Annotated in this window: 6 protein-coding genes; 1 reads left to right on the top strand and 5 read right to left on the bottom strand. The window is 47.2% G+C overall.

The features are described from left to right. Positions 1–155 precede the first annotated feature (155 nt). The 5 genes from QFZ77_RS30510 to QFZ77_RS30530 form a co-directional block, all read right to left on the bottom strand. Positions 156–7,967 carry an OmpL47-type beta-barrel domain-containing protein gene (locus tag QFZ77_RS30510; RefSeq protein ID WP_307445593.1) on the bottom strand — a complete coding sequence of 2,604 codons (7,812 nt, stop codon included), beginning with the start codon at positions 7,965–7,967 and terminating at the stop codon, positions 156–158. 91 nt (positions 7,968–8,058) lie between these two features. Beyond that, positions 8,059–9,603, bottom strand: a complete 1,545-nt coding sequence (locus QFZ77_RS30515) for an extracellular solute-binding protein (RefSeq protein ID WP_307445595.1) — start codon at positions 9,601–9,603, stop codon at positions 8,059–8,061. A 74-nt stretch (positions 9,604–9,677) separates the two neighbouring features. Continuing rightward, positions 9,678–10,571: a carbohydrate ABC transporter permease gene (locus tag QFZ77_RS30520; RefSeq protein ID WP_307445598.1), complete on the bottom strand. Its 894-nt coding sequence runs from the start codon at positions 10,569–10,571 to the stop codon at positions 9,678–9,680. 13 nt (positions 10,572–10,584) lie between these two features. Beyond that, a complete protein-coding gene (locus tag QFZ77_RS30525; protein ID WP_307445600.1) occupies positions 10,585–11,496 on the bottom strand; it encodes an ABC transporter permease in 912 nt (303 codons plus the stop codon). Positions 11,497–11,524: 28 nt separating this feature from the next. After that, on the bottom strand, positions 11,525–11,671 hold the full coding sequence (locus QFZ77_RS30530; protein WP_307445603.1) for a hypothetical protein: 147 nt from the start codon (positions 11,669–11,671) through the stop codon (positions 11,525–11,527). Between the two features lie 52 nt (positions 11,672–11,723). Here QFZ77_RS30530 and QFZ77_RS30535 point away from each other — a divergent pair, with 52 nt between their 5' ends. Further along, positions 11,724–13,964 carry a helix-turn-helix domain-containing protein gene (locus tag QFZ77_RS30535; protein ID WP_307445606.1) on the top strand — a complete coding sequence of 747 codons (2,241 nt, stop codon included), beginning with the start codon at positions 11,724–11,726 and terminating at the stop codon, positions 13,962–13,964. Positions 13,965–13,971 lie beyond the last annotated feature (7 nt).

Here is a 13,971-nt window from a genome sequence, read left to right on the forward strand (position 1 = left end):
AAATCGTTTCCTCGAGATCTTCCTCCGTATTGTCGAATTTTTTGACGATGTGAACACCCGCCATAGACTATAAAAAATCCCTCTTGCGCGGTTAGTTAAGCGTATTTTTACGCTATCCGCTCAAGAGGGATTATACAGACTACGTTCTTCTAAGACTATTGAATGGACAACAAGTATTGGGCATCCCGGAGCAAGTATTTAACGGCTTCCGCAGAAATATGCTTTCCGCTTTGCGCCTTCACTTCGTTCACAAAGGCAACCAGATTGTTCGCATCCAATTTGCTTTGCAAGCTGTTTCCGATACCCGCATTATCAATCCAATGAGTATTTGTAAAGCGTGCTACTAATCCCTTTAAGAAATCGACGCTTGTCGTCGTTTGGAACGATACGATTTGGCTGCCCACGTTCCCTGCCAGATCGCTTGACGTTACGATCAGCGTATGCGAACCGAGCGGCAACGTATACAGGGGAATGGTTATCCCTTGCTGCACCCCATTCGTATCCAGCGTTACCGTAGTTTTGCTGCTGTCAACCCCGGACAAGTCATCGCTCAGCGTAACGATTGGCGTCACATCCCCAGTATCGCTGAACGTACCGTACACCAATCCGGAAACGGTGATTGTCGGCGCTGTCTTATCGAACTTAACCTCTAGAGGCTTCGCCACTTCCACATTTCCCTTCAAGTCTGAGGAACGGTAAAGCAGCTGGTAATTGCCTTCCTGAACCAGTTCAACCGGACCTTTGTAGACGATCCAATTGTTCCCGCCATCCAGACTGTATTCCACCTGTTTTACGACATTCGAACCGCTGCCTTTGGCCGTCAAGGTCAACGTCGGTGCTGCGGTAAACCAACCGTCGTTTACGCTTTGTCCTTGCAGGTCCGCGACGGTAACAGGCGGAGTAACGTTAAGCTCTAACGCATCGATGGCTTGTTGTAAAGCTGTAACCTCAGCATCAAGCACAGCATAGGAGGTAATCGTGCCAAGTGCCGCTTGAGCTTTGTCGATTGCCTGCTGCAAGGCGGTGAAGGAGCTTGCCGTGTAGGATCCATCCTCATTGGTTACGGCTTTTGCTGCTGTGATTACATTTTCCAACTCGCTTTTGTTCACTTCGCTGCTGGCTTTTACTTTAAAAACAATGGTCATTGGCTTGGCCTCAGCTTCACTGTCACTGGCTGCAAATGTAACTTGATACGTTCCAGCCCGTGGATTGCTCCAGGTAAACTTGCCGTCCTTCAGCTCATATCTGGCTCCGGCAGGCAGCGTCGTATTCGAGATCGTTACCGCAACCGGATCTTTGTCCAAATCGACGGTTTTGACCGGGAAGGAGACCGGAGCGCCCTCCGTTACAGGCAAAGGATAATTCGGGAGCGAGAAGTTGTCAAACTGCGCCGACCAATTATTTTTAACCGGGCTGACCCCAGATACCTTGAGTCCCATCATGGCGACACCGGCGTAAACCGCCGAATCGTTCGGGACACCATTGAAAGATATTGTACGAAGCGGAGTCGCGTCGCCTTTACCGTTGCCCCACGAGCCGTCAGCGTTCTGAACGTACCCTTTGATTTGATCGCCGGTGCGCACAATTCGCGCCCAATAAGGCGTTGTTTTTCCTTTAAAGTAAGCCGCGTCTCCTGATCCGTCAAAGATCCCTTTGCTGGAGCCAGCGCCTTTCACGCTGCGGAACGGAACTGCCACTTTATAAGTGCCCCAATCTGCATTAGCGGCGTCCGTCGTGAGGCCAGTCATCAAAAACCGTGGCGCGTCATCATAAACATCCTCCGTAACCGCCACTCCTGCATATCGGGCATTGTCCGCACTTAGAATCCGCGAGATCATTTCGCCGCCGTCATATAAAGGGACGTAGTAGAAGAATGGATGCTGTTCATGCACCAGCGAAGCGCCGGAAAGATCCATGTTTAAGGTAATCGTTCCGGTTGCGTTGTCCAGATTTCCTTGCGATGCGATCGTTCCGCTTGCGCTGCTTGCCGACACGGTATACTGGATTTGTTTGAAATCCACGATCGGCAGGAAGAACGGCGACTTGTTCTGATAGGCCACATAAATATAAAGCGATTTGGTGACGGCAAACAACCCATTGCTTGAAGTCAGGTCGATTCGATACGTATCGTTCGGAGTTCGACTCATCTGACTTTTGGCCGGCGTCCATGTCAATGTGCCGCTGCTGGCGTCAAATGATGCGCCGTCCGGAAGATTGCCGATCGAATAAAGCAGATTAAGGCCGGCGGGATCGACAACATTGAATCGGTAAGTTGCCCGGTCATTCGTTGTAAAGGTAATCGGTTGATCGGGAACGGTAATCATCGGCTTGCCTAAGACGCTAATTATGATCGATTGCGTATCCGCAGCGTTGTTGGTTTGCGCTTTGAAAGTAACCGTGTAGGACCCGCCGCTATCAGCTGACGGCGTCCAGTTGAATACGCCGTTCGCTAGGCTCATGCCAAGAGCTGCCGCGCTCCATGCCGTACCATCCTTCACGACGCTGTCGATGCTGTAACTGATATTAGAAGTTCCATTCGATGCGGCTTCAGCCGATATGCTCGCTACATTTTCCAAGTTAGCTCGGAGCCCGAAGGAAAGCGCGTTGCCACCGACGACGGATTTGTTGCCGATAGGCTCGAGAATCGGAACATTCGTAGCGTCGTTATACACCTTGACGTTGATGCCCAGGCTTCCCGTAAAGCTATTCATGCTCGTTGCATCCTTTGTCGTGAATACAAGTGAATTGTTGCCGATATTGTCCGCCGTCGGCGTGAATACGATATTGCCCGTTGCCGCATCAAATGCCGCTCCCGCCGGCAATTGCGCCCCAATCGCTTGAATATTGCTGCCGCCGAAGGCGTCCGTCGCGGAAACATGGAAGCGTACAGTATCGCCGACTGAAACCGTAAGATCGGTTTTGCCCGTCAAGGTCGTGGGCGTACCCCCGTTTCTCGGCGAAATGGCGATGTCCGGTACCGCGAATATCGGTGACGTATACAAATAGTTGATGCTGTTGTAGACCGTTCTATTGCCTAACACGAGCCCTGCATAAATTTTGTTACGCGTTTGCGTGGCGCCGCTTGCATCTTTGTAAGTAAGATCCAAGGCCTTGGTCGATCCGATTTGCGTCCAGTTCATCGGATAGGCCGTTTCCTGCACTTTAGCCACGCCTAACAATTCATACGTGCCCGCAGGCGCTAATGAATAATAAGCGGAATAATTGCCGCCATTCAATACGATTTTCAGCCAGACGTCTCCCGCAGCAATCTTCGCTGTCGTAGACAGATCAAAAGAGAGACCGGTATCCGACTTGTTTAAGCCGCTTTGTATCCAGGTGTCGCCGCTCGAAATCGCATTGATCGCGTACTTCGAGTAGTTATCCAGCGTGTTGCGGAGCATCAATCCGATTCGTGATCCGACTTTGAGCGAGCTGTTGTAGATGCTGGTCGGAACTTTGGCAATAAAGGTGTAGTTCATCTTCGGATCGATTTCCTGATAAGTGAAATGGTATTTATTATATTCATCCGTCGGACCAATCAAAATACCATTGCCAAGCGACGATAACGTGACTTTGTTGCCGTTAACGGTCGTCGCGCCGTATTGGAACTCGTTCCAGCCCGCTTCTTTCCATGGAGTAGCAATCGGAATAGCGCCAGACGTGTCTGCCGGCGGAACGCCAACGCCGCCGCTGACCTTTACAGGATCGGAATATTCGCCGTTTACCCCGTTGCTATCGAAAGCAACCACTTTATAGTAAATGGTTTTGCCGGTTGAAAGGCCGCTATCCGAATATTTATTGCCGGTAATATGTTGACCGACAAGCCCCCATTTTGAATCCGCCCCTGGGTTAACGTCCGGGTCCGTCTTGCTGGCCGCCTCGTCGAACGTTCGGTAAACGTTGAAATTTACGGCTCCTCGAGGGAACAACCAGGAAAGGTTGACAGTGCCGTTGGCAGCTGTATATGTTGGATAAACCTTGCCCGGGCCAACGAGTGCGCCTGCAGCCGTCAGTTGAATATCACTGAATTGCGCGGCTTTTGCCGAGGCGACCCCAACGTAAAGCGAATCCGCCGTCGGCACCCACGCTGTTTTCAGCTTTTCCCAAGTCGAACCGTCTGCCGAAATGGAAGGATATATATATTGTCCATGGCGCTCGACTTTCAGGTAATAGCTGCCGTCAGCACTTTTGGTCGAAGCGGCTCCGCGAATCGTCGGCGGCATGTAGCTGTCGTAAACGTTGTAGCCATCGGCCAGGAAATCGTATATCGGTATCACATTCGGATATTGTCTGAAAGTGATGTAATAATTCCCATCATGATCGACCGTGAAGATCAAGCCACGCGAATCGGTAACAAGCCCCCCATTCGATGCTTCCTTCACTATAATGCCCGTATTTCCAAGCGCATTGTTGGAAGAAACTTTAGCCGAGAACGCAAAGTCGCCGGTTACCCCGTTCGAGCCTTGCACAAAATTCGTCCGATATGCGAGCGCGTAGTCCGGCAAAGCCTCCAGGACGCTTTTGCTTGAATCTTTTTTGTCGTAGGCGATTTGATCGACCATGTTGATGGTTTTGTTCGTGCCGTCTCCTGTCATCGTAATCGAACCGTCCGCGCCGGCCGAAACGCCGATTCCTGTATCGACGCCGTCCATATTGGCAGCCGACCAGGTTCCATTAATGGCTCCGGATGCAACCTGAACCTTGGTATAGACGGAATCGTATCCGGCTATGCCCGAGCTAGACACACCGCGTACTTTGTAATAGTACGTTTTCCCGTTCTCTACAGCTGTGTCCAAATAATGGTTCGTGTTCTTGTTAACCTCCGCGATTGTGGCATAGGTAGCGCCGCTATCGTCCGAACGAAGGACATCGTAATGTCCCGTTGTTCCGGCAGCGTGCAGCCAACTGAGCGCCGCCTTGCCGTTCGCAGCGGTTGCCGTAACGAATCTTGACGAGTCCGGCACATCGTTCACGACCTGCGAATTCAATCGCAGAACGACCGCAGTCCCCGGCCCAACCGCAACCTTGTTTCCGGGTTTTACGGGCAAAGATTGCCGGGATATCACATCGTAAACGGTGCCAGACATGTACGACGAAGGCAGGATCACATCGTAAACCTTCGCATCCCCAAACTTATCCGCCGTATGGTTCAAAGCGATCATGTAGCTCCCGTACTGCACGGAATAAAATTGTGCGAAGGCGGAATAACCGCTTCCAGTACGGTCCGGATTAATGTTATACTTCAGATCCTTTTCAAAGGCTTGCTGCGGAATCGGCTCAATAGCGCCGGCGACTGCCAGTCTAGCTCCGTCGATCGGAGGGGTGCTGTCATCGTAAGCGATGTCAAACTGAGCCCAGTCCGGCTTGGTGTTCCAATAGCCCGACGGCGCATATTGAACGTTCGGCGCCAAGGATAGCATGATATCGTTGTCCGGCGTCACGACATGCATTCTTGCAAGACCGTTCAGTCCGGGATTCGAACGCCGGGTAAAGCTGACGAACATAACGTTGTTGCCGTCCCGAGCGGCTACCAGACCATTTTCGACGTCAACAAAACCATGCTGCTGAATGCTGTTAATATAGTCTTGCGAATACGTCCCTTGCTGTTTACCGTCGCCTCTCTCACCGGGCAGCAGCCATTCGGCGTTGCTCATCGGCAGCAAGACGCCTTTCCAGTTTGCGGGATCGGATGCATATAAGTAATCCAGCAGAAGACTCTGGTCCCTGACGTTCGTGCTGCTCGCAGATGGATCATTAAGGAAGAAATGATCCAAGAACATCTGCTGCGCATAGCCTACGGCATTGGTGGCATATTGCTTGTATTTGCTCCATTCGCTACCTGCATAGCGGTCGGCATGCGCATTCATATACCTTTCAAATCCGACGTAAATGAGCTGCTTTTCTTCATCCAAGACACTTTGATAAGCAAGTCCGCCCGGATAGTCGGGCCCCCTGGACTCGATGACCCCTTCAACTCTCATTGCCCGGTTCTTATTATCGTCCAGGCCTTGATATCTCATGTTAGCGCGGGCACTGGAGATTTCCAAAGCCTTTTTCAGCAGCTTGTCATCGTAGGTTTCGCGCCATTCCTCTTGAACAAGATCCGTATGCTCGCCATAATGGGCGGCATACTGAGGTTCTCTGGACAGACCGGCTTCCGTAATATTCAAATAACGGTCGCCCCATTGCATGGCCTTCCGGCCGATATAATTCCGGTTGCTATCATATTGGGTTGCATCGTTGAACGCAGCCAAATTATTCACAACAAGATCTGGACCGGAATTGTTGTTGCTTGTTTCCACTAAGCCGTCTACGATATCATGGCCGAGCCATGGCGTAATGCCGGCGCCTTCATAAAGGAATCGCAGCGAGGAATTATAGTTCTCCGCCACTTTCGAGCCCAAGGAAATTAAGCCTAGATTCGATTTGAACATGCCGTACTTTTGAAATCCGTTCTGATTCGTTAAATAGTTACCCAAGGAACTGTGCGTTCTGGCATAGCTCAGGTTCATGAAGAAAAGCTCTTGCCAACCAACAAAACGCGTCGACTTTTTCGTATGGGTAAGTACGTTCAAATCCGAATTGACGCCTGTTTGTGCGAATTGAGCCGTAAAGAAGACGGGATCTGCATTGGTGAATGTGAAAGCTCCATTCTTTGCCGTTCCGCCTGCGTTTACGTTGCTGATTTTCACCGTTGTCCAATCCACTTCCGTATTGCCCTGAAGCCATTTTTGAAAGCTGGATGTCATTCCGTTCGCCCTGTCCGCATCGGTCAACCTATATTTCGGTACGTAGCCCGTTACGTCGTTAGCCAAATACGCGGGGCCGAACAGTCCTTGCCCGCCAGTGGTATCCTCGGACAAGAAAAGGTTATATACAGTCCAGAGCGCTTCGCCGCCGTATTTGAAAAACCCGCCCCATTCCGCCTGATGAGGCTTTCTGATTGAAGCCGGATCATTCAAATAGTAGGTGACATATTGGTCGATGCCTAGTCGAATGCGGTCAAGCATCTTGTCGCGGACCTCATTGGAGGTTTGCGGCGTGAAGCCGTAGCTAGAGTAAGCTCTGTATTCGTCTTTCAAATAATTGGAAAATGTTCGGATCTGCATCGTCTGCAAATCGTTGCCTGAAACATTGGAAAAAAACTTGGTATTATCATTCAAATAACCGTTTACAAAGCTTTGGGAGGAAGCAATAAAATTGTTGGCAAAAGCGACCGCTTCGGATGAACGGCTATCCAAGTCGCTCCCTGCTCGGGGCGCGATCGAGGCCGTATCCAAGGTACCCTTCTCCAGCATGCTATCGGGAAGACTGCTTGTTACGGTTGTATAACCCGCATAGAAAGCTTTCGATTTTTTCCCTGCGAACGTTTGATTGTAAAAAGAGTTGAAACTTCCCATGCCGTAAGTATAAAACTCCGCCGTCGTTCTGATGGTAAGCGTGAGCTCCGTTTTCTCTTTCGTTAGTTCTAGCGGAAGGTTGATCGTGGAGTAGCTAAACCGGTCGGGAATAATCGGATGCAGACCAAAGGCAGGACTGTTCATCGTTTTGTACAGCGGCTGCCAGTCACCTTCATGCTGAATAGCCAGCCTTTCCCCGTTCACATACAGCATGGTGACGCCGTAGCCCAAATCGGACCCCCACGTCTTTAAGGTAAAATAGTTCTGCATATCGGGATCTACCTTCATGTTAAAGGTCAAATCACCGCCTAAATATGGATTATCCAGCGATGCCAAGGCTACCCTCGCCGATTCGCCTTTAGCGCCGGTTATCTCCGATGTATATGTACCGGTAAATCCATGAGCTTGTTCCGAAGTTCCATCACCGAAGGCAATTGTATCGACGATTGGACTTGACCCCGTCTGGGCAGTGCCGCCACTGTCCGCAAATGAAACCGCTGTCATATTGCTGAATGAAAGTATGAATGTTAGTACAAATGCCAGGCTGTTCTTCCATTTCAAACGCATAACCCCATTCCTCCTTGTTCAGTTGATAATTAATGAATACCCGAGAGGGAAAACTGTCGTAAGGAAATCCATTACGACAGTTCTTCTCGTGTTATTTCTTCGAAGCCAGGAATGCGTCGATTTGTTTTTGCATTTCAGTTTGAATTTTCTTCACGGCAGAAGCCGCTTCAGATTTATACTTATCCCAATAAGTTTGGGAATCGGCAACCCCGATATAGATTGGATCCATATATTTGTCGCGGATTGTATTCAGCTGAGCGACTTCATTAGAAACAGGTGCCGGATCAAACGTAAATCCGGCTAATTTGCTTGGCGTGAAGTTGTCGCCATTCGCCGTAAACTTGTTCAGCGCAATCGTATCTGCTCCAAGTCCTTGATCGTAACGGTCCTGAGTCGGGTTCCAGATCCACGCATAAGGAAACCAGGCATAATCGTTATTCAGCTTTTTATACTGATCTTCGCCCACAGGTTCCCAATTTTTTCCTTTAATTCCGTAAGCAAGCAGGTCGTAGTTGTCCTTTTGCTGTGTCCAGTTCAAGAATTGGATGGCGCGTTCTTTGTTTTTGCTGACATGCGTCAAAGCAAGGAAGTTCCAGGCCTGGAAGTCGGAGATGTTCGCGCCCTTTTCCTGTTTGAATAACGTTATCGCTTCTACATCTCCGTTCACGCTTTTCTTCACGGCAGCAGCATCGTCTGCGTTCACACCGAAATCATTTGCATTTAAAATAGCTGCTTTACCGGCTTTGAATTCCGCTTTGTAATCTTTGACGGACAGCACATCCTGATACATCAGCTTATCCTGATAGAGCTTTCTTGCATCTGTAATCCAGCTCCAGACGGTCGGATCCATTTGATCGAACATGTTGTATACCTTACCGTCATTGTTTTTCAAGAAGAGAACGCCGTTGGTTCCGATTTGCGTATCACTGATGTGGGTATCGTAATCAAATACTTTTCGGAAGTTCCCCCAGTCCATCGCTCCTTTGTTCGTGATAATAGGGGCAATATTCGGTTCTTTCTCCTTAATCACTTTTGCAAAAGCAATCATATCATCGTACGTCTTGATCGGAGCGACGCCATACTTCTCTCTCAAATCTTTACGGATGTAAAATACACGGCCTTGATAATAAGAATTGCTAAGAGGTATCGCCATAATTTTGCCGTTGTTTTTGTTGGCGTTCCACATTTGATCGGATCTTGTTTTCAAGATGTCCGATCCGTATTGCTTGAGCAGATCATCCAATGGCTCGTAGTAATTTGCGGCAATCATTTGATTCAGGTGAACCCACGGTGCGTCGAAGACCAGATCCACATCCTCGCCTGATGCCAGCGTCACCTGTGTTTTCTGTCCGATATCGGAGAAAGGAATGAACACGACATTTAATTTCACGTTCAGCGTATCCGCCATCCGCTTCTCCGCTTCCGCAATCACTGCATCAAAGTCTTTCGGACGATCGCCTGGAATCATAATTTTAAGGGTTACCGGATCGTTTTTCTTCGCAGCCGGAGTTTGCTGGGCGCCTGTCGATTGGGGCGAACTTGTCGGCGACTGAGCCGATTTATCTCCAGTACCGCAGCCAGCCAAAAGCGACATAACCGTAACCGCTGTAATTCCTATACTGTACCATTTTTTCATTTTTTTACTTCCTCCCTTTTTTGGTCCTTCCACAACTATATGCTCATCCGGCATTCGAATCCGGGGGAACAACATTAACCTTTAATAGCTCCAACTGTCAGGCCGCTGACAAAATATTTTTGTACGAAAGGGTACACAAGTACGATCGGTCCAATCGTCAAACAGACTGTCGCCAATTGCACGATATTGGTAGGAGCCGACACATTGTAGGACGTACTGCTTCCTGATACGTAGGAAGAAACATTTAAGTTGGAGATCAGTTGGCGGATCATCATTTGCAGCGGGTGCAGTTTGTAATCATCGATGAAGAGTAATGACAACCACCAGTCATTCCAATACTGCAGAGCGTAAAACAGCGTAATTGTAGCAATCGCCGGCGCGGTGACGGGTAAGATAATTTTAAAAAAAATCCGAATTTCTCTTGCTCCATCAATCGTTGCAGATTCATTAATTTCATACGGTAATGTCCGATAGAATGAAACGAGAATAAACGCATAAAACGGATTTAACAAATAGGGTAGAATGAGTGCCCAAACCGAATCCTTCAAATGCAGCCAATTCGCGATCAGCATATAGAATCCGACCAGACCGGCTCCAAAGACCATCGTAAAGTACGTAAGGAATGAAAGGATATTCCGGTATTTGACTTTACGGTTCGCAAGCACATAAGCAAACATCGCAGTGACCATAACGGAAAGCGCGGTTCCTAGGGCAGTGACCAAAATCGAGATTCGGTAGCTGCGGAAGATTTGGTCTCCTTCTAAAATGAATCGATACGCGTCAAAGCTAAGAGTGCTTGGCCACAACTGATATCCATGTGCCAGAAAGCTGGACTCCGAGGCAAAGGAATCAATGAATACCAACCAGAATGGAACCAGACAAAACAAAGTAAATAGCAAGATAATTACGTTCATGCTGAGTCCAAACGTTTTTTCGCTAAGTGATCGGGTTTTCAGTAAAGGCTTCAAACGGGTCTACCTCCTAAAACAAACTTGAATCTTTGTCAATTTTTCGAACCAACCCGTTAAATAGCAGAATACAAATCAGTCCCATGATAGATTGATAAAATACGACTGCGGCAGACATGCTAAAGTTACCCAGTTGGCGGAGCGCGCGGAACGTATACGTATCAATAACATCCGTCGTCGGGAAGAGTATACCGTTGTCTCCGATAATACCGTAAATCATGCCGAAGTCACCGTAAAAAATTCTCCCTACTCCAAGCAGTGCAAGCATGATAATAACAGGCCGAAGCAGCGGGATTGTGATATAGACGATTTGCTGAAGTCGTGAAGCTCCATCGATTTCAGCCGCTTCATAATAATCGGATGAGATCCCGGTAATGGAAGCCAGGAAAATGACCGAATAGTAACCTGCGAATTTCCATACATAGATGATCGTTAAGATGGCCGGCCAAACTTCAGACTTTTGGAACCATGGAATTTGCGTAAGTCCTATGGATTCCAAGAACTTGTTAAGCAAGCCGTTATCCGTATTCAAGATAGCAAACACCATTAAACTGACAACCAGCCATGAGATAAAATACGGCAGAAAAATAATGGATTGTGCCAGCTTCTTGAACAGTTTGGTCCGAATCTCATTGAGCAGGATTGCGAGTCCAGCTGAGATAACCAGACTGAATAGGATGAACAATCCATTTAAAAAGAGTGTGTTGAAGGTTACCAGAATCCAATCATGACCTTGAAAGAAGAATTTAAAATTATCAAATCCAACCCAAGGGCTTCCCCAAATTCCATTCGTCAGCTGATACTTCTTAAAAGCAAGCAGATGACCTGACATTGGGATATAAGCGAAGATAATAAGAAATAAAAGACCGGGTAAAGCCAACAAATAGAGATCGACATTTTTTCTGATTTCTCGAAAGAAACCCATGTTTCATATTCACCTCAAATCTTTCTGACTATGTATTTGCTTTAGTTGATGCGCTCATCATAAATCGATTTACTAGGGCTGGTAAAGTCAAAGTACTGACGATTCGGTCCTTCAAACGGCTATATGCGTCCAAAAAGCCGTAATGAATACTCTTTGGCAGAATAAGTACTTCCATGAGACAACCACCTTTTCTATAATAGAAAATAGATAATAGAGGGGGTTCACTTATGAAAATTTTGAATCAAAAAAAAATACCTCTGCTGTTCCCTATGTTCAGCCTTCTATTTATGATTTTGTTTGCGTTTACACTCTTCATGTCCTACGAATACTCCAAACAAGCTACTGCTGACGTCAATACGTTTACCTTGGCTAAAATGCGGCATTCCTATCAAAATACCCTATTTACTTTTGACAATATCCGCTCTTTCGGAGTGAGCACCTATCAGGACCCTGCCATTAATTATTGGCTTATTACAGACCAACGCGACCCTCTTGGTGATGCAGATGCTTTCAAAGCCGCCAGTCGTTTTGCTTCTTTACAGCCCTTCATCCATTCAATTTATTTAATCAATACGAAAACACGCAAAGTTATTGACACGTCGAGAAGTCTACAAGATTTTAGCGAATTTCAAGATCAAGGTATTATTCGCAAAATTTTGGAGGAACATCCTTCATACATCTCTTACTTCAACCATAATGTCGGCGCTGAGTCTTTCATGGCCATGATGATCCCGAGCACACAATCGACAACGATAAATGCTGGATACTTGGTCATCCTTCTGGACAAAGCAGAACTGCAAAAGTTTTTACTGCAAAACGAAGACACCATCGGTCTGCAAATCAACATCACTAACAATCAAAAGCAACTGATCCTAGGGGAAAGCTTTTCTGATAATGAACTAAACGACCGTTATTATGCTGTGCCAAAAATTCCTTTCGAGACAATTGAATATGCATGGGGGAAGGAAAAAAAGAAAATTTCGTCAGCCGAGCTGCCTAATGTGCAGTGGGTCATGCATTTCATCGTAGACGAAGCTTATTTGACCCAAAATATTAGGCAATTTAAACAAAAAATGACGCTTTGGTGTATGATTCTCATGATCGCCATGTTCCTGCTCTTTATTTGGAGTTCACGTCGGTCCTTGAGTCCGTTTCGCAAGATTTCCAAAGAGCTTCAAAGCAAGTTAGGTACGAATACGATGCAGGAAGCAAATGGAGTTGCCGATATTATTCGAAACGGATTTACGTATCTGATGGATTCGCTTCAAAACATGAATCACTCGCTAAAGGATTATCGCAATATTGCAAAAGAAGAGTTATTGCGACAATGGCTGTTACAGGGAACGATCCATGAGCAAAAAGACAACAGTGAAGTTTCCCTCCTGCTTTCCTCCGAATATTTGCACTTGGCGATCATACGTATCGAAACTTATAAATATTTCGTAGATACGTATAACTACAATTCACGCAAGCTGCTTAAATATGCCATGGGGAATATTGCTCGGGAAATATTTCATGAAGCTGGTTATATTTCTGACAGTGTCGATATGGGAAGCGATCACATCGTTCTGTTGATTGGTGCAGCCTCCCATACAGACGCCCCTCCCGATGTCTACGTCTTGCTCGAAAACGTCGGAACGCAAATCGATAAATGGCTGCAGCTCCGCACCTCAATCGCCTCAAGCGCCAAGGTGCCAACTCAGGATAATTTGCGCCAGCTCTATAATGATGTGTACGAATTGACACTTCTCAAGTTTTTTAACGGCGAAACCAAGGTTTACAGCGATAAGGATTTAGAAGATAGCTTTCAAAGTGAACAAGTGTATCCCGATCAAAGCGTGTTGAACGAGCTCATTCAAGCCATTAAACAAAGTGATAAGAAGCGCTCAACTGAGCTTTTGGATCGACTGCTGGGTCAACTAAAGGGCGTTTCCTATACGGAATGCTTATTCCAATTACAGATGATCGTCTATCAAATCTATAAATCGTTCAACAAAGTAACGACGATGAAAGAATCGGTTTTAGAGGAATTCCGCTCCGACCGCTTCTCCTCCTTAGTCGATGCACGTTCGTGGATTGAAGAGGAAATTGTCCGTATTATGGAAAGCCTCAGCCAATATCAGGTTGGGGGGCGTAAGGGCGAGCTTGTTCAAGAAATTCTGGATTATGTGCATGACCATTTGCAGGATCCGATGCTTTCAGTGGATACAATTGCCGATCATCTTGGCTTCTCTTCCAGCTATTTAAGGCACCTCTTCAAAGAGTCAACACAGGTGACACTGACTGATTTTATTTTGATGCAGCGTATTGAACAAGTGAAATATTGGCTTACCGAGACCGACGAAACGATTACGATCATCGCGTCAAAAACAGGTTTCCAAACAAAAAGCCACTTCTTCAGCGCCTTCAAGAAAGCGACAGGTTTCACGCCAAGTCAATACAGAAACCATGCAGGTGATTTTGGGTAAAGTTAAG

It is taken from the genome of Paenibacillus sp. V4I3, from assembly GCF_030817215.1.
Taxonomy (GTDB): Bacteria; Bacillota; Bacilli; order Paenibacillales; family NBRC-103111; genus Paenibacillus_E.